The organism is Paracoccus sanguinis, from assembly GCF_900106665.1.
Classification (GTDB): Bacteria; Pseudomonadota; Alphaproteobacteria; order Rhodobacterales; family Rhodobacteraceae; genus Paracoccus; species Paracoccus panacisoli.
In genome coordinates, this window is the sequence record NZ_FNNA01000004.1 from 169,602 (window position 1) to 189,341 (window position 19,740).

The window sequence follows — 19,740 nt, forward strand, 5'->3', positions numbered from 1 at the left end:
GCCCATGAAAAACCAGCTGTTCATCGACGGAGAGTATTGCGCCGCAGCCTCGGGACAGGTGTTCGATGTTGTCGATCCCTCGAACCGTCAGGTCTTCGCCCAGGTCGCCCGCGGCGGCCCCGACGACGTCGACCGCGCCGTCAAGGCCGCGCGCCGGGCGTTCGACGAAGGCCCCTGGCCGCGCCTGTCGGGGGCAGAGCGCGCCGCTGTCCTGCACCGCATGGGCGACGCCATCGCCGCGCGCCGCGACGAGCTCGCCCGGCTCGAGGTTCAGGACAACGGCAAGCCCCTGCCCGAGGCGCTCTGGGACATCGACGACACCGCCGGCGTGTTCCATTTCTACGCCGACCTCGCCGCGCGGCTGGACAACTCGGCCGAGCAGGGGATCCCGCTGGCGATGGACGGCTTCACCTCGAAGGCCGTGAAGGAGCCCGTCGGCGTCGCGGGCGCCATCATCCCCTGGAACTTCCCGATGCTGATGGCCTCGTGGAAGGTGGCCCCGGCTCTGGCTGCAGGCTGCACGGTGGTGCTGAAGCCTTCGGAGGCGACCCCGATGACCGCCCTTGAACTGGGCGGGATCGCCAAGGCTGCCGGCCTGCCGCCGGGCGCGTTGAACATCGTTACCGGCTTCGGCCCCGAGGCGGGCCAGCCCCTGACCGAGCATCCGGGCGTCGACAAGCTGGCCTTCACCGGCTCTGTCCCCACGGGGTCGCGGATCATGGCCGCGGCCGCGCGCGACATCAAGGCCGTCAGCCTCGAGCTGGGCGGCAAGTCGCCCCTGGTGGTCTTCGCCGATACCCCCATCGACGAGGCGGTCGAATGGATCATGTTCGGCATCTACTGGAACCAGGGAGAGGTCTGCTCGGCCACCTCGCGCGTGCTGGTCGAAGAGCCGCTCTACGAGCCGCTGATGGCGCGGCTGGCCGAAGAGGCGGGCCGGATCCGGATCGGCCACGGGCTCGAGGACGGCGTCCTGCTCGGCCCCCTGGTGAATGAGGCCCAGCACGAGAAGGTCCTGTCCGCCATCGAGCGCGGCAAGACGGAAGGCCGGCTGGTGACCGGCGGGGGCGTGCCGAAAGGGCTCGAGGGCGGCTTTTATGTCGAGCCCACGATCTTCGCCGACATGGCCGAGGACGCCTGGATCTGGCGTGAGGAGATCTTCGGGCCGGTCCTCTGCGTCAAGTCCTTCAGGACCGAGGACGAGGCGATCCGGATGGCCAACGATTCCCGCTTCGGGCTTGCTGCGGCGGTCATGTCCGCCGATCTCGACCGTGCCGAGCGCGTGGCCCGCGCCTTCCGCGCCGGGATCGTCTGGATCAACTGCAGCCAGCCCACGTTCACCGAGGCGCCCTGGGGCGGCTACAAGCAATCGGGCATCGGCCGGGAACTCGGCGAGTGGGGCCTGAACAACTACCTCGAGACCAAGCAGATCACGGCCTTCGACCGCTCGAAGCCCTGGGGATGGTATCTGAAATGAGGTTCGAGCGGTCCCTCGACATGCTGCTGGTCCATTGCCAGGGTGAAAGCGGCAATGTCCTGATCGGCGGCGCGCCCGAGATTCCCGGCGCCACGATCCTCGACAAGATGAACCATCTCAACGACGTGGACGACAGCCTGCGGCTGTTCCTCACTCGCGAGCCGCGGGCGCAGGTCGTCCATACGACGAACCTGCTGCTGCCGCCCTGCAGGCCCGATGCGGATGCGGCCTTCATCGTCCTGCAGCCCGACCGGGCGCATCCGATGTCCGGCTCGAACTGCATCTGCGTCGTCACCGCTCTGTTGGAAACCGGCCGCGTTCCCATGGTCGAGCCTGAGACACTGGTGCGGCTGGACACCGCAGCCGGGTTGATCGTGGCCCGGGCGCGCTGCGCGAATGGGCGTTGCCTGTCGGTCAGCCTCGACAACGTGCCGGCCTTCGTTCAGCAGCTCGACGCCGCGATCGACACGCCGAAATGGGGCCGCATCCAGGCCGACATCGCCTTCGGCGGCGTCTTCTATGCCCAGGTGGACGTGGACCAGATCGGCCTGCGGATCGTCCCCGAGGCGGCGCGCGCCCTGGCCGAGGCGGGAACCGAGATCAAGTCGCTGCTGGCAGGCCAGGTCGAGGTGAGCCACCCCGATATCCCCGGCCTCGACGAGGTCGCCTATGTGATGTTCCGCGACTATCGTCCCGATGGCTCGGTCACGACCTGCACCACGCTGAAGCCGGGTCGCGTGGACCGGTCGCCCTGCGGCACGGGATCCTCGGCCAATCTCGCGGTCCTGCACGCCCGCGGGCAGGTGAAGACGGGCGACACGCGCATCTCTCACAGCATCATCGGCGGCAGTTTCACCGCCGAGATGCTTGGCGAGACGAGCGTGGGCGGGCGCCCCGCGGTCCTGCCGCGGATCACCGGGCAGGGCTATGTGTTCGGCCGGCAGGAACTGCGGCTCGATCCCGCCGACCCCTTCACGCACGGGTTTGCCCTGTCCGACACCTGGGGTCCGCAGGTGGGTGAACTGTGACGCTGTCGAAGCAGTCCATCCTGGTGACCGGCGCGACGGGGGCCATCGGGCAGGCGATCTGCCGGGCGCTCGTCGCCGAGGGGGCGCGCGTCGTCATCCATGCCGGGCGCAACCGCGCCGGGGCCGAGACGCTTCTGGCCGAGCTGGGGGGGCGAGGGTGGTGCGTGTCGGCCGACCTGTCCGACCCCGCCGCGCCCGAGGCCCTGTGGTCGCAGTCGATTGCGCTGGCCGGACGGCTGACCGGCTTGGTGAACAATGCGGGCATCCGCTCCGAGGTCAGGATCGACGCGCCCATGGCCGAGTGGCAAGCGGTCTGGGCGCGAGAGGTGCGCGTCAACTTCCTCTCGGCGGTCGACCTGTCGAAACTGGCGATCGGGCATTTCCGGGCCCATGGCGGCGGGCGCATCGTCAACATGACGAGCCGCGCGGGCCAGCGCGGCTATGCCTCGGACGCGATGGCCTATGGCGCGTCGAAGGCCGCCCTCATCAACCTGACCAAATCCATCGCGCAGAGCCACGGGCACGAGGGGGTGACTGCGGTCGCCCTCGCCCCGGGCTGGGTGCGCACCGAGATGGCCGAGGCCTTCATCGCCCGGCAGGGCGAGGCCGCGGCCATGGCCGGCATCCCCATCGGTGCGATGGCGGCGCCTGACGAAATCGGCGAGATCGTCGCCTTCGCCTTTCGCTCTTCGCAAGCCTCGCTGAACGGCGCGGTGCTGGATGTGAACGGCGGCAGTTATCTGAGGTAGGGTCATGCGTTTCCGGGACAGGATCGTGGTCGTCACCGGGGCCGCCGGCGGCATCGGCTCGGCCATCGCGCAGCGCTTCGCGTCGGAAGGCGCGCGGGTCGTGCTGACCGACAGGGACGCCCAGGGCGTCGAGGCCGCCGCCGGCGCGATCCGCGCCGCAGGCGGGACGGCGCGCGGGCTTGCGGGCGACATCGCCACGGCCGAGGGCTGTCGTGCCGTCATCGCCGACGTGATCGCAACGGACGGCACGCCGGACGTGCTGTGCAACAACGCAGGGATCAACCGGCGCGGCAATCTTCTGTCGCTCACGCCCGAGGACTGGCGACTGAGCTTTGCCGTCAACCTCGACGCCATGTTCCACCTGTGCCAGGCGGTCCTGCCCGCGATGATCGAGAACGGCGGCAGCGCGATCGTGAACACCGCGTCGCAATGGGGGCTGCACCCGGCCCCAAACCACATCGCCTATAACGTGACGAAGGCCGCGGTCGCGAGCTTCACGCAGAACCTCGCCCGCGATTACGCCCCGCAGAAGATCCGCGTGAACGCCGTCTGCCCGGGCGAGATCCACACGCCGATGCTCGAGGCGGGGGTCACGCGCGCGGGCCGGACCATCGCCGATCTGGATCGACTGGTTCCCTTCGGCCGGATCGGCCGCCCCGACGAGGTCGCCGCCTTGGTAGCCTTCCTCGCCTCGGATGAGGCCGCCTTCATGTGCGGGTCGCTGGTCGAGATCACCGGGGCACAGCCGGTGGCGTGACGCCCGGCCAGACGACCGAGGCGATCGACCCCCGTTTCGCGTGACGTCCGATCAACCCGCCGGCGTCACCGGCACCGGCTGCGAGCTGCGGCCCCCTGTCGGCAGGATCAGAAGGTCGGCGGGGTGCAGGCGCTGACGACCTCGCAGGGCTCGGCGCCGACGCAGCGGAAGCGGTGGGGGCGTCGGCTTTCGAAGCAATAGGCGTCGCCCGGCTGCAGGATGCGGCGCTCATCGTCGACCGTCACCTCCAGCCGCCCCGAGATGACGACGCCGCCTTCCTCACCCTCGTGCACCAGCGGGACTTTCCCGGTGTCGGCGCCCGGCTGATAGCATTCCTTCAATATCTGCAGGTTGCGCCCGAACATGTCCGTGCCGACCTGCCTGTAGGAGATCGCGCCCTTGCCGATCTCCGTCAGTTCCTCGGCCTGGTAGAAGGCCTTGCGCGGCCGATCCGGCTCGAAGGCGAAGAATTCGGCGAGCCCGATGGGAAATCCGTCCAGGATGCGCTTGAGCGCTCCGACAGATGGGTTGGTGCCGTTCGACTCGATCAGCGAGATCGTGGAGTTCGTGACACCCGCGCGCTTCGCCAACTCGCGCTGCGAAAGACCGTGTCGCATCCTGAGGTACCGCAGCCGCCCACCGATATCGACCTGATTCGAGATGGGTGTTCCCCCTGTTGCAGATACCGCAAACCCTGTTCTTGGGATCATTGTTTTCAATGGCTTGCTGTCAACCAGAAAAGGACTTGTTCGAAAATCTTCGACATGGCTCCTGACCCCTGCCAGTGAGGGAGACCGCCATGAACATCGCCGCCCTGCCGAACCGCCAGAAGCTCGACAGCTACTGGATGCCCTTCACCGCCAACCGCCAGTTCAAGTCGGCGCCGCGGCTGCTCGTCGCGGCCGAGGGCATTCACTACACGTCCGCCGACGGGCACCAGGTGCTCGATGGCACGGCCGGCCTCTGGTGCTGCAACGCCGGCCACGGACGCAGCCAGATCACCGAGGCCGTGAGCCGGCAGCTCGCCACGCTCGACTATGCGCCTTCGTTCAACATGGGCCACCCCATCGCCTTCGACTTCGCCGAACGGCTCGCCGCGATCGCGCCGGGGCCCGAGGGCGGAAAGCTCGACCGGGTCTTCTTCACCGGCTCGGGATCGGAATCCGTGGACACCGCGCTGAAGATCGCCATCGCCTACCAGCGCGCCATCGGTCAGGGCACCCGCACCCGCGTGATCGGCCGCGAGCGCGGCTATCACGGCGTGGGCTTCGGCGGCATCTCGGTTGGCGGGCTGGTCAACAACCGCCGCGTCTTCCCGCAGATCCCCGCCGACCACCTGCGCCACACCCATGACCTTGCCCGCAACGCCTTCGTCAAGGGCCAGCCCGAGCATGGCGCCGAGCTGGCCGAAGACCTCGAGCGTCTGGTCCAGCTGCACGGCGCCGAAACCATCGCCGCCTGCATCGTGGAACCCGTCGCGGGCTCGACCGGCGTCCTCGTGCCGCCCAAAGGCTATCTCGAGCGCCTGCGCGACATTGCGACGAAGCACGGCATCCTGCTGATCTTCGACGAGGTCATCACCGGCTTCGGCCGCCTGGGCGCGCGCTTCGCCAGCGACTTCTTCGGCGTCACCCCCGATCTCGTCACAACCGCAAAGGGCCTGACCAACGGCGTCATCCCCATGGGTGCGGTCTTCGCCTCGCGCGCCGTCCATGACGCACTGATGACCGGGCCCTCGAATGCCATCGAGCTTTTCCACGGCTACACGTATTCCGGCCACCCGGTCGCCTGCGCCGCGGGCCTCGCCACGCTCGACATCTACGAGGGCGAGGGGCTCTTCACCCGTGCGGCCGGATTGCAGGCGAAGTGGGATCGGGCGATCCATTCGCTGAAGGGCGCAAGGAACGTCGTGGATATCCGCACCATCGGCCTGATTGCCGGCATCGAGCTTGAGCCGCGCACCGGGGCGGCGGGGGCGCGTGCCTATGACGTCTTCGTGGACTGTTTGGCCAAGGGCCTGCTGATCCGCGTGACCGGCGATATCATCGCCCTGTCACCGCCTCTGATCGTCGAGGACGAGCAGATCGACGAGATGGTCAGCATTCTCGGTGACGCCCTCGCGCGCGCCGCCTGAGCCGAGAGACCGAGGCGGAAGGTTGCGGTCCCCACGGGACGACCGCAACCAACCTGCCAGTTCGAGACGGGGATCGACCAGCGGGTTGCGACCGCCAACCTCACACCGATCAGCCCACTCAGTCGGCGCCCCGGTGACCCCCGGCCCTGCCGCCAGCGGAAGTGCTGGCGAGCAGGCAGCTCCCGCAACATCCGCCCCAGGCCCTAAGCCGGGGGCACTCCAGACCTAACCCGCCCGCACCTCGACCAGAGGCCTGCCGTTCTGCGCGTGCCGCACCGCCAGCTTGCGGGCCATCCGCCCCGAGGCCAGCGTGCGGCCGGCCGGCGGGGTGTAGTCGCGCGTGGCGAGCTCAGGGAACAGCGCCAGGATCTCGGCCCGGGCGGCCGGGCCGACCGACTTCAGCGCCTCTGGCCCGGTGTAGAGGCTCTCGGTCGCCGCCCCGTTCGAGAGTACCACCTCGTGGCGGTCAAACAGGATGTGGACGTATTCGACCGCCGCCAGATCCTCGGCGATGTCGATGCCGGCCAGCTGGCAGAGCTGTCTTGCCGCCACCAGCACCTCGTCGGTCCCGAACATCCGCTGCGCGATGCGCGAGCGGACCAGCACCCGGTGCTGCGGCGAGACGAGCAGATCGGCGCGCGGCGTCCCGGGCCCCAGCGCCCCGGCCCGGATGCGGATCGGCCGCAGCTTCTCGGCCGCCGCAAGCTCGGCCGCCGAGAGCCGCCGCGCGCCGACCCAGCGCACCGGCTGCAGCCCGTGGTCGAGCGTGCGGACCAGGTCGCCCTCGGCCAGCGTTTCGACCGCGCGGGGGCCGTCGGCCGTCTCGATCATCGTGCCGGCGGCAAAGCAGGGGATGCCGAGGGCGTTGAGCTCTTGCCAGCTGTCGAGCTGGCTGGGAAGGACGCCGCGCAGCTGCACCGCCGTCCCGTCCGGGAAGGTCAGGACCGAGCCGATGACCGTGCCGCCCGCGTCGCGCAGCGCCGTGATGGTCCCGGTCGCCCGCGCGCCAAGGAAATCGGCCACGTCCACGGGATTGCCGTCCCGGTCCACCATCGCGCTGACGTCGAGCTTGTCCTCGGAGGTGACGACGCCGGTGGGGCTGGTCACCGGGCCCGCGAACCCCGTCACCGTGTCGGTGCCGCCGTTGTTGCGGATCACCAGCGTGTCGCTCGCGTTGTCGCCCGCGCCGAGGTCGATCTGGTCGTTGCCCCTGCCTGCATCGACCCGGTCAGCCCCGGCCCCGGCCAGGATCGTGTCCGCGCCCGCGCCGCCGACGATGCTGTCGTTGCCGGCCCCGGTGTCGACGTTGATGCCGCCCGCCGTCACCGCCGCGGCGTTGACCACGTCGTTGCCCACCCCGGTGGTCACCCGCTCGATCTCGGAAAATCCGTAGCTCGCGCCGCCCCCGGCCAGCGTGCCGGCCTCGCTGCCGGTGTAGTTCACGGTGACGCCCGAGGTGATCGCCGTCGCGTCGATCCGGTCGACATCGGTCCCGCCCGCGGTCACGCCCTCGCCGCCGGTGATGGTGGCCGCGCCGGTGCCCGTCTGCACGGGATCGAGGCGGAAGACGTCCGCATCGTTTCCACCGAGCGCCGTATCGCCGCGGCCGACGACGATCAGGTCGGCGCCGTCGCCACCCTCGAGCCGGTCGTTGTCGTCGCCGCCGTTGAGCGAATCCGCTTCGGTGCCGCCGTAAAGCTCGTCCCTCCCGGTCCCGCCGATGAGCGAGTCGTTCCCGCGGCCGCCGTAGAGCCTGTCGTCGCCCGCCCCGCCGTCGAGCGTGTCACTTCCGCCGTCGTCCCCGTCCCGACGATAGCCATAGATGACGTCATTGCCATCGCCTCCCAACACGGAATCGTTACCCTCACCGGCATAGACGAGGTCGTTGCCCGCACCCGCGCGGATGACGTCGTCGTTGGGGGCCGCCCCCGGCAGCAGGGCGTCGTTGTTGTCCACCCGGTCGCCTGACGGGTCTACGTAGCTTGCGTCAATGGTGTCACCACCCTCGGTGCCATCGACGTAGCCGTCCTTGAAGCTGAGCACCGAGCGGTTGGTGGTAAGTCCGTTGAATGGGCCGATGTCGTAGGTCGCGTTCGTCGGAATCTGCACGCTGATGATCGGATAGGCCGACAGCTGCGTCTCATTGCCGATCGGGTTGGTGGAGGGCGGCGGCGCGATGAAGACCCGACCGAGCGTGTCCTGAAAAAGCCGCAGTTGGGTCACGATGGTCCGGGTGCCGCCACCTTCAATCCGCTGAGTGACACTGGCCGTCACCCGCAGCCCGGTATCGAGCGCGGCCGTGTAGACGGTGTTATCGATCTGGTAGCTAATCCGATCAGTGCTGTTATTGTCGTGGTTGAACCCGATGAGGTCGTTATCGTTGACGTCGTTCAACGAGACGCGCGTGCTGCTGGCATACAAGGGGGCATCCGCCGAGCCAAAGGTCCGTCCGTTCAAGACCGTGGCGTAGTTTTCCGGGGTCCGGTTCGTTTCATTAGGATCCATGTCGGCGAGTGTGCCGAGGTTGATCATCGTGTACTGGCTGACGGCCATGTCTTCCCCTTCGAACAGGTCACCGGCCTCGGCTCCCCGAGCGTATGCTGCAGGGCGGACAATCGAGGCGAAACCGTCATTTTACTTTTTGCATAGATGATAGCAAGACGAGAACCCTTAAAAGATTAAGTTCGGCGAGTCTTGCACCATTAGATCAGCGGCCGGCGACATATGGTCGCCCGGGCGTTTTCGCGGGCATGCCAGGGGCACCGGCAGGCGTTCGGCCGAACTGACAAACCCCTCGCCACAACATCGTGGACAAGGGCCGCGTGGTCTGGTCGGGTGGGCCCGCGCGCAGGGCCGTCAGGCCGGGCCGCACACATCGCACGCTGGGGGGCCGGGATGACCGACGACCGCACACGCTGGACCGCTGCCGTGGCACAGATCGCCTCGGTCCCCGACGACGCCACCGCCTCGGCGGTGCGCGCAGCCGACGCGATCCGCACCGCCGCCGGGCAGGGTGCGCGGCTGATCGTCTTCCCCGAGGCGTTCCTCGGCGGCTATCCCAAGGGCGCGTCCTTCGGCGCCCCGATCGGGATGCGCCGCCCCGAGGGGCGCGAGGCGTTCCTGCGCTACCACCGCGCCGCGATCGACCTGCCCGGCCCCGAGACCGCCCTGATCGCCGAGGCCACCGCCGCGACCGGCGCCGTCGTCGTCATCGGCTGCATCGAGCGCGACGGCGGCACGCTCTACTGCACGGCGCTGATCTTCGAGGGGGCGCGCGGGCTCGTCGCCAAGCACCGCAAGCTGATGCCCACGGCGGGCGAGCGGCTGATCTGGGGGTTCGGCGACGGCTCGACCATGCCGGTGGTGGACACGCCGCTCGGCCGCGTGGGCGCGGTGATCTGCTGGGAAAACTACATGCCCATGCTGCGAATGCACATGTATGCGCAGGGGGTGCAGATCTACTGCGCGCCCACCGCCGACGACCGCGACACCTGGGTGCCCTCGATGCAGCACGTCGCGCTCGAGGGGCGGTGCTACGTGCTGACCGCCTGCCAGCACATCACCCGCGGCGCCTATGCGAAGGACCATGAATCGGCGCTCGGGGACGATCCGGCGACGGTGATGATGCGCGGCGGCTCGGCGATCATCGACCCGCTGGGGCGGGTGCTGGCCGGGCCGGACTTCTCGGGCGAGACGATCCTCTACGCCGAGATCGACCCCGACCAGATCCTGCGCGGCAAGTTCGATTTCGACGTGGCGGGCCACTATGCCCGGCCCGACGTGTTCCGCCTGACGGTGGACACCCGGCCGCGCCCGGCCGTCGTGACCGAGGGGTAAGGCGCCGGCCTCACGCGCCACCGCCTCACCCGTCACCGCCTAGCCCACCACGACATCGCCGTAATCGCGGTGGGTGGCATAGAACCGCTGCATGAAGCTGCAGCGCAGCACCGCCTTGCGCCCCGAGGCGCGCAGCAGGTCGAAGGTGCCGGTGGCGAGCCGCGTCCCGAGGCCCTGGCCGCTGTACTCGAACGGGACTTCGGTGTGGGTCAGGACGACGTTGCCCGCCTCGTCGAGGCGATAGTAGGCGGCAGCGATGGCGTCCCCCTCGAGCGGCAGCTCGAAGCGGTTCTCGGCGGGGTTCTCGGTCACGCCGTGCGACATCAGTGATCTCCTTCGGGGTCCGGGGTGGCGGGCGCGAGGCCCAGGTGGTCGACGAGTTCGCGCGCCGCGGCGGCGCCGGCACGGTTGGCGCCGATCGTCGAGGCCGAGGGGCCGTAGCCCACGAGGTGCACCCGCGGATCGCGGGCGACCTGCGTGGCCAGCCGCCCGGTCATGGTGATGCCGCCGCCCGCCTCGCGCAGTTGCAGCGGCGCGAGGTGATCAAGGGCGCTGCGGAACCCGGTGGCCCAGATGATCGCGTCGAGCGCCTCGGCCCGCCCGTCCGGCCAGCGGATGCCGGTCGGCGTAATCTCGGCAAACATCGGCTGGCGGGACAGGACGCCGCGCGCCGCCATCGCCTCGATCGCCGGGGTGCGGGGGATGCCGGTCACCGACACCACCGAGCCCGGCGTCAGGCCCTCGCGCACCCGCGCCTCGACCCGGGCGACGGCGGCGCGGCCCAGCTCGGGGCCGAACGTCGGATCGACGAACTCGGGCGGGCGGCGCGTCACCCAGATCGTGCGGGCGACGCGGGACACCTCGTCGAGGATCTGCAGCGCCGAGATGCCCGCGCCGACGATCGCCACCCGCTGGCCGGCGAAGGCCGCCGCCGTCCGGTAGTCCTGGGTGTGGATCTGCCGGCCCTCGAAGCGTTCGCGGCCGGGATAATAGGGGATCTGCGGCGCGTCCCATGTCCCGGTGGCGTTGATGATGCCGCGGGCCGAGAAGGTCTCGTGATCCGTCTCGACCCGCAGCCGCGCGCCGCGGTTGCAGACCATCCGCACCGTGACCGGCCGATATATGGGCAGGTGGAACCGCTCCTCGTAGGCGCGGAAATAGGCCGGCACCGCCTCGGCCGCGCGCACCTCGGTCTGGTCAGGGTCGAGCACCTCGGCGAACCCCATCCCCGGCAGGTCGTGCAGCCGGTTGATCGTCTTCATGGTGAGCGAGGGCCAGCGGAACTGCCACGCCCCGCCGGGCCGGGGCGATTTGTCGAGGACGAGGAAGCCCTTACCGCTGGTGAGCCCGAGCCGCTGAAGGTGATAGGCCGACAAGAGCCCGGCCTGCCCGCCGCCGATGACGAGAATGTCGATCTTGTAGGCGAGGGTGCTGGGGGTCATCGGGTGGTCCGGGGGGGCGGGTGCGCGGCGCGTTGGGGGCCCGGGCCAGACTGGACGGGCCGAGGGGCGTGGGCAAGGGGCGGCGGCGGGACGGAGAACCTCGCCATGCCGGGCGGGCGGTTGCGTGCCGCTGCGTGCTGACCGGGCATCGTGGAGGCGGTGGGCGGCGGTTAGACTGAGCGCATTCCATCTGAATGGTATCAGGCGATCGAGCCGGATCACCCGTTCTATCCCGGGCTGTTCGATGCCTTGACGCTCTTTCTGGGCCAATAGGGCAACTCGCCGAGTGCGGCCGTCCCGATCGATCTTCCTATCGCCACCGCGAAAGCCGCGGCCATGGACATGTCGACCGAAGATGACATGATCCGGGCCGATCTTGTGATCGCTACGCTGCCCGCCGTCCTCCGAACCTGCACCGCCGCCTCGCCGCAGCCATCGTCAAAGGAGACTGAAGATGTTCAAACGGGGATTTTCCACCCGCGCGCGCCGTCAAGGCTACCCAGCCAAGCTGGACTGGGTCTTGCGCGACCTTGAAAAGGATGGGTGGGTCCGTGACCTCTTTCGTCGTTGGCGCCCGGGGGGCCACCCGCTCGGTGAAGCGGGCCTGCGCTTGGCCCTGCGGGATGATGAAGCGCATTTCTATCGTTTCGGCGGGCGCGCGGCCGCCTTGTCAGTCGAGGAAACCAAGGGTCCGCGCGTCACGGTCGATGCCACGTACGACGGGCGCCCGGGTGACAAGGCCCACCAGGCCCTATTCCCCGACCCCGGCGGAATTCGATCGCTGGACCGCCACCATCGACACGCGACGGGCCGCCGAGAAGACCTCGCGCGAAAAGGCCCTCATCGAGGCCTTGCTGGCTCATCCCGACAGCCGCCATGTGATCGATCTCGAAACCACCTTTCCGGGTGGCGGGGCACGGCGGATCGATCTGATGACGCTCGAGATGGTGGACGGCAGGCCAACGGTGATCGCCGGCGAAGTGAAGACCTACGATGACGGCCGAATGCGCCGGAACGCCGAAGCGTGGCTGACGGAGGACGGGAAACCGGAGATCTTCAAGCAGCGGAAACTTTACCGGCATAATATCGCCGCGAACCGCGAAGCCATGGCGACGCAATATGCCATCGCAGCGATGCAGATGATCCGCCTTGCCGACGCTGCAGGCATCGATTGGGACGTCCCCGAGGCGTTCCGCGCGGCAGCCGAAGAGGGCACCGTCGCCGTCGACCCCGAGTTGCGCCTGATCGTCGTCGGCGAGAGCCGCGAAGCCCGGAACTACGCAAGCTGGCCGCCGCACAGGAAACGCCTGATCGACGCGGGGTTCTGCGGGGTTGAGCTGGTGGAGGGTCAGGGCCTTGGCCAGCTTTCGACCGTCACCGCATGGTCGGAATAACCGTCCACCGTGGCACGGCGGAGATCGGCGGAAGCTGTATCGAGATCGCGCATGACGGCGCGCGACTGATCCTCGACTGCGGTCTGCCTCTCAACCTTCCCGAGGGGACGTCGGGCGAGCTTGCGCCGACGCTGGACCTCCGACGACCGGTTCAGGGGGTTCTTCTCTCTCATGGACATGCCGATCACCACGGGCTGGTCGGCCAGCTTCCAGCAGAATGGCCGGTCTGGTCGGGGGCGCCGACGCGGCGCCTCGTCGCCATCGGCGAGCGGCTGTTCGATCGCGCCTCTCCCGCGGTCTGGAACACGTGGGTTTCGGGTCAGAGTTTCGACCTGGGACCGTTCCGGGTGACCCCGCACCTCACCGATCACTCGGGTTTCGATGCTCACATGCTCGAAGTCGAGGTCGCGGGGCGGCGTATCCTCTATTCCGGCGACTTCCGAACCCATGGACGCAAGGGGGAATTGGTCCGGCGTCTCCGCCTGGGCGGCGAGGTCGACGTGCTGCTTCTCGAGGGAACGAACCTGGCTGGCGGCAAACCCCACGATCGCGAGCAGGATCTGGAGGAGCGGTTCGTCGAACTCGCGACACGCACACCGGGTCGGATGCTGGTTGCGGCATCGGCTCAGAACCTGGACCGGATCGTGACCCTGTTTCGGGCGGCCCGCAGAACCCGGCGAATCTTGGTCGTCGATCTCTACACCGCATATGTGCTGGAAACGGTTCCAGGCGCCGCAGCCATTCCGCGTCCCTCCTGGGGGGTTCCGGAACTCCGCCCGCTCATCTTGTCGAGGATGGCACACAGATTCCGCGAGAAGGGCATGGGTGATTTCGTGGACGCCATGGCGCGATGCCAGGGACTTTCGGCACGCACGCTCGCTGAGGCTGTCCCCGGGGCAATCCTGCTGGTCCGCCCGCGTATGATCCCCGACCTCACCAGAAATGGGTTCATCCCTGCCGCGGGCGACGTCCTGATCTGGTCACAGTGGACCGGCTATCTGGACCGCCCTGACATCCGCGAGATGCGGGACTGGGCCCAGAATGCGGCGTTCGAGATCATTCATACCAGCGGCCACGCGAGCGGAGACGCGCTGAGAGCGTTTGCCGCGGCTGTTGGTGCCAGGTCCATCGTTCCCGTGCATGGCGAGTGCTGGGACACGCGGGCTCAAGGGTTCGACCATATCGCCCGCCTGGCAGACGGTGAGACACTCGTGGTTTGAGTGTGGAGCCTGGAACCGACGAATATTGCTCTATTCATATGTTAAAGCCTGCGTGGTCCCTGTTCCTGCTATGCAGGTGAAATAAGTTGAAATGCCCTTGGTATACCGTACGCGAAAGAGGCGATGGCCATGACAGTTTCCGATGACCCGCAGACCGAGCAACTTGACAAGAGCACCGTTGCGAAAGGTCGCGGGATCACGGGAAAGGTCAGGGCAGGCGGCCGGGATCTCGCTGCCTCGGCGTCGACGGCTGGTCCAGAGGGTGAGACCGGGCGCGAGCCGTCCCGGACCATGACGGGGCTGGGATCGTCTCTCAAGGCCGCTGCGGACCGCCCACACGCGGATGGAGCGGGTGGCGACACGCCACTGAACGTTACGCCTGCCGTGCCGGGGACTGGCGATGCCACAGTCAGCATCGACGTCTCGCGCGTGAAGAAGTCCAAGGACAAGAAGAAAAAGAAGAAATCCGCGGCGGCCAAGGCTGCCGACCCCGCACGGCCGGCGGCGCCAGACGGTTACGTCCTGCCGAATGCGCCGGACACCGAGGCAGCCTCTCCCGATCCGGCCGGCCCAACGGCCGAGGGCACCGCCCCCCGCGAGACCGCCCCCCCGGGACCGGCCGCACCGACTGCGGCGACCAAGAAGCGCAGCAAGGACGGGGCCGACGACGACGGCAAGCCGCTCGGCACCTCCAAGGCGGTCGAGACGATGTTCCGCAATGCCGTCCGCGCCGAGCTGGACATCATCGCCCTGGCCGCGACCAAGGCCAACATCATGATCTCGCTCAACGGCTTCATCATCTCGGCGCTGATGATCTCGGGGGCGTTCCTGTTCAATTCCTCACCCGGCTTCCTGTTTCCGGCGGGGGTGTTCCTGCTCACCTCGGCAGCCTCGATCGTCTTCGCGCTGCTGGCGGCGTCGCCCGAGCGCGCCGACCTGATCGCCTCGATCTGGACCTGGGGGCGGGACGTGGTGGCGCGACGCGCCCGGCTGCGCGACCTCCGCGACTACGTGATGCGCGGCCGCGATGCGCGCCCGCCGGACGAGCTGAACCTGCTGATCTACGAGGATCGCGTGCGGATGACGCGCGACGAGCACTGGGACCGGATGCAGGCGCTGCTGCGCGACCGGGACGGCATCTACCACCGGATGACCGACCAGCTCTACTGGCTGGGCCAGATGGCCAACCACAAGTTCAAGCTGCTGAACGTCTCCTACACCGTGTTCCGCTGGGGCCTGCTCGCCTCGGTGCTGACCTTCTTTACCGTCAAGTCCACCGTCGCCCTCTTCCCCGGCCTTTCCGGCGAGCGGCCGGTGCGGCTGCAGAACCTCGGGATCGCCGAGTTCAGCGACATCTACGAGCCCTCGGCCGTGCAGCAGCTGCCCGACGGCCGCATCCTCGTGGTCGAGGACGAGGCCAAGCGCGCCGTCAGCGTCATGACGCTGGCCGAGGACGGCAGCCTCGTCGAGGACAGCACGGCCGACCTGCGCCTGACCCGCGCCTTCGGGCGCAAGCTCTCGGACCTCGAGGGCCTGTCGATCGACCAAACCGAGAACATCTATGCGATCACCTCGCATTCGGCGACGGCCAAGGGCGAGCGGTCCCCCGACCGCGAGCAGTTGCTGCGCTTCCGCATCAGTGGCAGCACCGTCGGCGACATCGCCAGCGTCACCAACCTGCGCGATGCGCTGGCCGGCGACGCGGCCCTGGCCGAGGCGCTGCGGGGCGCGGCGGGCGAGCCGGTGGACATGGGCAAGCTCAACATCGAGGGGCTGGCCTTTCACCAGCAGACCGGCCAGCTTCTCCTGGGCCTGCGCGCGCCCAAGGCGGGCGACCGCTCGATCATCATCCCGATCCGCAATCCCGGCGCGATGTTCGACGAGGCGGCGGCGCCCGCCTTCGGCGCGCCGATCCTGCTGGACCTGCAGGACGGCGGCATCCGCGCGCTGAGCTTCGATCCGGTGCTGGGCGCCTTCCTGATCGTCAACGAGATCGAGGGCGACGACGACAACAAGGTATCGCAGCTCTGGACTTGGAGCGGCGATCCCGCCGTCGCGGCCGAGCCGATCGCGCTGCCCGAGATCATCAACCTCAACAACGTCGAGTCGATCGATTCGGTAATGGTGCACGGCGAGCCGCGGCTGCTGATCATGAGCGACGAGGGCGACCCGAAGAAGAACCGCCCGGCGAGATACATGATGCTGGATTACGGGCAGCTGGGCGGGTGAGGTTTTGGTGGGCCTCCAGCGGAGGCCCACCATCCGGTCCTCGCGGGGCCGCCGTTCAGATACGGCCGCCCGAAACCTGCTCAGCGGGCGATCCGCACCGGGACGACGACCGACAGCCCTCGCCCGCCCGGGGGCGCGGGCAGCCGGCCGAGGCGGCGGATCTGGCGGGTCAGCGCGGCGTCGAGCGTGCCGCCGGCCGAGGTGACCGCGGCGCCGGTGATGCGGCCGGCGCCATCCACCGTCAGGCTGATCGAGGCGGATACGGGTTGGCGGGTATTGTAGCGACCGCGCTGCATGTGGCGGGCAACGACGGCTGAGGCGGTGGCGCGCCAGCTTGCCTGCGCCTTTGCGCCTGCGCCCTTGCCCGCGCCGCTCGCCTGCGCGGCGGGGCGCGGTGACGCCACCGACGCCGGTGCGCGCGTCCGGGCGGCAGGCTGGGCGGCGGGCGTCTGTGACGGCTTGCGCGTATCGGCCGAGCGCGGCGCGCGCGGCGTCTCGGGGTCCGGCGCGCGCGGGCGCGTCACCCGCTCGGGGCGGGGGGCAGGGCGCTCGGCCGGGGCAGAGGGCGGCAGCAGGGCCGCAGCGTCGAGGCGCGGCAGCGGCTCGATCGGGGGGAGTTCGATCTGCGGGGGCAGGGGGTCGGCGATTGCGGTCGGCTCCACCGGCTCCGAGGCCGAGGGCGGCGCTTCGACATCCGGCGGAGGCGTGGTCACGGGCCCCAAAAGCGACAGCCCCGACTCCGGCACGTCGAAATCCGGCGCCGGCGGCGGCGGGGCGAGGTCCACGAAGATCGGCTGCCCCGCCGGGGGCGGCGGCTCGGGACGGGCGGACATGACCCACAGGGCCGCGCCCGCATGGCCGCCAAGGACGAGCAGCGCCGCCGACGCCCAGCCGACCGTGCGCGCGGCCCTCACGGCCCGGCCTCGAGCCCCACCAGCGCGAGGCGCAGGTAGCCCGCCGCGCGCAGGCGGTTCATCAGCGCCATCAGGTCGCCATAAGCCACGCGTTCGTCGGCGCGCAGGAACAGCCGCGCCTCGGGGTCGCCGTCCGTCGCACGGGCCAGCGCGGCGGCCAGCGCACCCGCGGCGACGGCCTCGGTGCCGACGGCGATCGAGAGGTCCGGCTTCAGCGTCACCCAGACGGGCTGGTCGGGGCGCGGGGCCTGCGGCGCGCCCGACGCGGGCAGGTCCACGTTGATGTCCACCGTCGCCAGCGGCGCCGCCACCATGAAGATGATGAGCAGCACCAGCATCACGTCGATGAAGGGCGTGACGTTGATCTCGGCCATCTCGCCGGTGCCCTCGGGGTCATGCAGGCCCGCGGCCATCTCAGCGCCCCCCTGCCTGGGCGTCCAGCGTGCGGCTGGCCATGCGCGCGATCAGCGCGGCACCGTCGCGCAGGGTCAGGCGATGCGCGGCGATGGCGCGCGAGCACAGGTTGTAGACCACCACCGCCGGGATCGCCGCGACGAGGCCGAGGGCCGTCGCCAGCAGCGCCTCGGCAATGCCCGGCGCGACCACCGCAAGGTTCGTCGTCTGCGCGCGCGAGATGCCGACGAAGGCGTTCATGATGCCCCAGACCGTCCCGAACAGCCCCACGAAGGGCGCCGTCGCGCCGATGGTGGCCAGCACCCCGGTCCCCGCGGCCAGCCGCGCGAGCGTCCCGGCCTCGATCCGCGCCAGCACGGACTCGATCCGCTCCTTGACGCCGGTCGGGCCGGCGGCGGCGAGGAACGGGGCCGCGCCCTCGACCTCGCGCCCCGCCGCGCGCAGCATCCGCGCGACCGGATCGCGGCGGCGGGCGAGCGCGCGTGCGGCGGCGGGCAGGGCGCCCCCGGCCGCGACCAGCCGTTGCGAGCGGCGAGCCGTGCGCATGGCGACGGCGAACTCGACAAGCTTGAAGAGCGCCACGGTCCAGGTGACGACCGAGGCGACCGCCAGCCCGATCATCACCGCCTTCACCACCACGTCGGCCGCCATGAACATCCCCCAGGGGGACAGGTCGTGCGGCAGCGCCTCGGCCGGCAGTTGCGCGAGGGCCGGCGCGGGAAGGATCAGCAGGGGGAGGGTGGCGGTGCGGATCATCGGGGACTCGTCGTTCGGAAGGGGCGGGTGGCGGCGCGCGCCTGCGCGGCGCGGCGGGACAGCTCGGGGTGGCGCGCGCCCGACAGCGCCGCGGCGACGGCCTCGGGGAAGCCGGGCACGCCGCGGGCCAGCGCGCGGTCCAGCCAGACCAGCGCCTCGGGCAGGCGACCCTCGGCCAGCAGCAGGCGGGCGAGGTTGAACTGCCCCCAGCAATCGCCGCGCTCGGCGGCGGCGGTGTAATAGGCGGACGCGGCAGCGGGATCGGCGGGGCCCGCCGCACCCGTTTCGGCCAGCATCCCGAGCATGTTCAGCGCCTGCACCAGCCCGCCCTGCGCCGCCGCGGCATAAAGGCGGGCCGCATGGGCGGCGTCGCGCGGGACGCCCGCGCCCCGCAGGTGCAGGTCGGCGAGGTTGAACATCGCCCAGGGCTCGCCCTGCGCCGCGGCGCGCCGATACCAGCCTGCGGCTTGCCGGGGATCGGGCGCCATGCCCCAGCCCCGCTCGGCCGCGCGGCCCAGCATCGTCAGCCCGCGCGCATCGCCCGCCCGCGCCGCCATGCGGAACGACTCCAGCGCCTGCACCGGCTCTCCTGCTTCGAGCAGCAGTTGCCCGGTGGCGAGGGCGGCCTCGGCGCTCACAGCTCGGCCCACATGCGCAGCAGGTTGTGATAGTGGCTGACGAGGCCCAGCACGGCCGGCGCCGCGTTCCCCATCGCCGCGCGCGCCTGCCGGATCGCGAGGTCGAGGTCGTAGAGCATGGCCCGCCGCCCGTCGTCGCGCACCATCGACTGCGCCCAGAAGAAGCTGGCCCAGCGACTGCCGCGGGTCACCGGGTTCACCCGGTGCAGCGACGAGGCGGGATAGACGACCATGTGCCCGGCCGGCAGCTTGACGGCGTGGGTGCCATAGGTGTCCTCGACCACCAGCTCGCCACCCTCGTAGTCTTCGCGCGCGGTCAGGAAGATCGTTGTGGAGACGTCCGCCCGCATCCGCAGGCCCCCCGCGCCGGGGACCGTGCGGATGGCGTTGTCGGTGTGCGCGCCGAAGGTCATGCCGGGGTCGTAGCGGTTGAACATCGGCGGCAGGACGCGCAGCGGCAGCGCGGCGGCGGTTTAGGTCGGATTGCGCGCCAGCGCGTGCAGCACCCGCTCGCCCAGATCGCGCGCGACGGCGGAGTCGGGCGGGATCTGCAGGTTGGCCTTGACCGTCGCCGCCTGGTCGCCCGCGGTCTCGCGGCCGTCGGCCCAGCTGGCACGCTCGAGCGTCTCGCGGAAGGCGGCGACCTCGTCGGGGGACAGCAGGTCGGGGATCTGGATCAGCATTCGTCGTCCTCGGGGATTGGCGGGGGGGGGGGGGGGGGGCCCGGGCGGCCGCCCCGCGCAGGGGCAGA

The 19,740-nt window shown here is 69.9% G+C and carries 19 protein-coding genes; 9 read left to right on the forward strand and 10 right to left on the reverse strand.

The genetic code is table 11. From position 1 onward, the window contains the following. The first annotated feature begins 4 nt into the window (after positions 1 to 4). Genes BLW17_RS13665 through BLW17_RS13680 form a run of 4 tightly spaced genes read left to right on the forward strand, consistent with a single transcriptional unit; the run spans position 5 to position 4,011 of the window. A complete protein-coding gene (locus BLW17_RS13665) occupies positions 5 to 1,477 on the forward strand; it encodes an aldehyde dehydrogenase family protein (protein ID WP_036732415.1) in 1,473 nt (490 codons plus the stop codon). Continuing rightward, positions 1,462 to 2,505: a proline racemase family protein gene (locus BLW17_RS13670; RefSeq protein WP_244507334.1), complete on the forward strand. Its 1,044-nt coding sequence runs from the start codon at positions 1,462 to 1,464 to the stop codon at positions 2,503 to 2,505. Before BLW17_RS13665 ends, BLW17_RS13670 begins: the two co-directional genes overlap by 16 nt. Further along, entirely contained in the window at positions 2,502 to 3,254 is a 753-nt protein-coding gene (locus BLW17_RS13675) for an SDR family NAD(P)-dependent oxidoreductase (protein ID WP_036732411.1), read from the forward strand. Before BLW17_RS13670 ends, BLW17_RS13675 begins: the two co-directional genes overlap by 4 nt. Before the next feature lie 4 nt (positions 3,255 to 3,258). After that, complete coding sequence (locus BLW17_RS13680) at positions 3,259 to 4,011, forward strand: SDR family NAD(P)-dependent oxidoreductase (RefSeq protein ID WP_036732409.1); 753 nt, start codon at positions 3,259 to 3,261, stop codon at positions 4,009 to 4,011. A gap of 107 nt (positions 4,012 to 4,118) precedes the next feature. Here BLW17_RS13680 and BLW17_RS13685 read toward each other — a convergent pair whose 3' ends face one another. Further along, positions 4,119 to 4,721, reverse strand: coding sequence for a cupin domain-containing protein (locus BLW17_RS13685; protein WP_052176307.1), 603 nt, complete (start codon positions 4,719 to 4,721; stop codon positions 4,119 to 4,121). Between the two features lie 89 nt (positions 4,722 to 4,810). Here BLW17_RS13685 and aptA point away from each other — a divergent pair, with 89 nt between their 5' ends. Continuing rightward, on the forward strand, positions 4,811 to 6,145 hold the full coding sequence (gene aptA, locus BLW17_RS13690; RefSeq protein WP_036732407.1) for an omega-aminotransferase AptA: 1,335 nt from the start codon (positions 4,811 to 4,813) through the stop codon (positions 6,143 to 6,145). 225 nt (positions 6,146 to 6,370) lie between these two features. Here aptA and BLW17_RS13695 read toward each other — a convergent pair whose 3' ends face one another. Beyond that, entirely contained in the window at positions 6,371 to 8,698 is a 2,328-nt protein-coding gene (locus BLW17_RS13695) for a Hint domain-containing protein (protein ID WP_052176306.1), read from the reverse strand. Positions 8,699 to 9,040: 342 nt separating this feature from the next. Here BLW17_RS13695 and BLW17_RS13700 point away from each other — a divergent pair, with 342 nt between their 5' ends. Next, the gene (locus tag BLW17_RS13700) at positions 9,041 to 9,982 is read left to right on the forward strand and encodes a carbon-nitrogen hydrolase family protein (RefSeq protein WP_036732405.1); all 942 of its coding nucleotides are present in this window, start codon (positions 9,041 to 9,043) and stop codon (positions 9,980 to 9,982) included. A 39-nt stretch (positions 9,983 to 10,021) separates the two neighbouring features. Here BLW17_RS13700 and BLW17_RS13705 read toward each other — a convergent pair whose 3' ends face one another. Together BLW17_RS13705 and BLW17_RS13710 are read right to left on the reverse strand one after the other, a co-directional pair. Further along, positions 10,022 to 10,306: a GNAT family N-acetyltransferase gene (locus BLW17_RS13705; RefSeq protein ID WP_036732403.1), complete on the reverse strand. Its 285-nt coding sequence runs from the start codon at positions 10,304 to 10,306 to the stop codon at positions 10,022 to 10,024. After that, positions 10,306 to 11,424, reverse strand: coding sequence for an NAD(P)-binding domain-containing protein (locus tag BLW17_RS13710; protein ID WP_074826892.1), 1,119 nt, complete (start codon positions 11,422 to 11,424; stop codon positions 10,306 to 10,308). The genes BLW17_RS13705 and BLW17_RS13710 overlap by 1 nt, the downstream gene beginning before the upstream one ends. 731 nt (positions 11,425 to 12,155) lie before the next feature. Here BLW17_RS13710 and BLW17_RS13715 point away from each other — a divergent pair. From BLW17_RS13715 to BLW17_RS13725, 3 genes are all read left to right on the forward strand, one after another. After that, entirely contained in the window at positions 12,156 to 12,818 is a 663-nt protein-coding gene (locus BLW17_RS13715; protein WP_074826894.1) for a hypothetical protein, read from the forward strand. After that, entirely contained in the window at positions 12,806 to 14,038 is a 1,233-nt protein-coding gene (locus tag BLW17_RS13720) for an MBL fold metallo-hydrolase (protein ID WP_036736473.1), read from the forward strand. Before BLW17_RS13715 ends, BLW17_RS13720 begins: the two co-directional genes overlap by 13 nt. Positions 14,039 to 14,422: 384 nt before the next feature. Then, positions 14,423 to 16,267: a Pycsar system effector family protein gene (locus tag BLW17_RS13725; RefSeq protein ID WP_052176641.1), complete on the forward strand. Its 1,845-nt coding sequence runs from the start codon at positions 14,423 to 14,425 to the stop codon at positions 16,265 to 16,267. An 80-nt stretch (positions 16,268 to 16,347) separates the two neighbouring features. Here the strand turns inward: BLW17_RS13725 and BLW17_RS13730 are convergent, their stop codons facing one another. From BLW17_RS13730 to BLW17_RS18695, 6 genes are read right to left on the reverse strand one after another with little or no spacing between them, the layout of a single operon-like run. Continuing rightward, positions 16,348 to 17,181, reverse strand: coding sequence for a hypothetical protein (locus tag BLW17_RS13730; RefSeq protein ID WP_074826897.1), 834 nt, complete (start codon positions 17,179 to 17,181; stop codon positions 16,348 to 16,350). Continuing rightward, positions 17,178 to 17,594, reverse strand: a complete 417-nt coding sequence (gene exbD / locus BLW17_RS13735) for a TonB system transport protein ExbD (protein WP_074826899.1) — start codon at positions 17,592 to 17,594, stop codon at positions 17,178 to 17,180. Before exbD ends, BLW17_RS13730 begins: the two co-directional genes overlap by 4 nt. Position 17,595: 1 nt before the next feature. Then, positions 17,596 to 18,351: a tonB-system energizer ExbB gene (gene exbB, locus BLW17_RS13740; protein WP_074826901.1), complete on the reverse strand. Its 756-nt coding sequence runs from the start codon at positions 18,349 to 18,351 to the stop codon at positions 17,596 to 17,598. Then, positions 18,348 to 19,001 carry a tetratricopeptide repeat protein gene (locus BLW17_RS13745; RefSeq protein WP_074826903.1) on the reverse strand — a complete coding sequence of 218 codons (654 nt, stop codon included), beginning with the start codon at positions 18,999 to 19,001 and terminating at the stop codon, positions 18,348 to 18,350. Before BLW17_RS13745 ends, exbB begins: the two co-directional genes overlap by 4 nt. After that, entirely contained in the window at positions 18,986 to 19,426 is a 441-nt protein-coding gene (locus tag BLW17_RS18690; RefSeq protein WP_231572866.1) for a Fe2+-dependent dioxygenase, read from the reverse strand. The genes BLW17_RS13745 and BLW17_RS18690 overlap by 16 nt, the downstream gene beginning before the upstream one ends. A gap of 36 nt (positions 19,427 to 19,462) precedes the next feature. Next, complete coding sequence (locus BLW17_RS18695; protein WP_244507335.1) at positions 19,463 to 19,672, reverse strand: 2OG-Fe(II) oxygenase family protein; 210 nt, start codon at positions 19,670 to 19,672, stop codon at positions 19,463 to 19,465. Between the last annotated feature and the right edge of the window lie 68 nt (positions 19,673 to 19,740).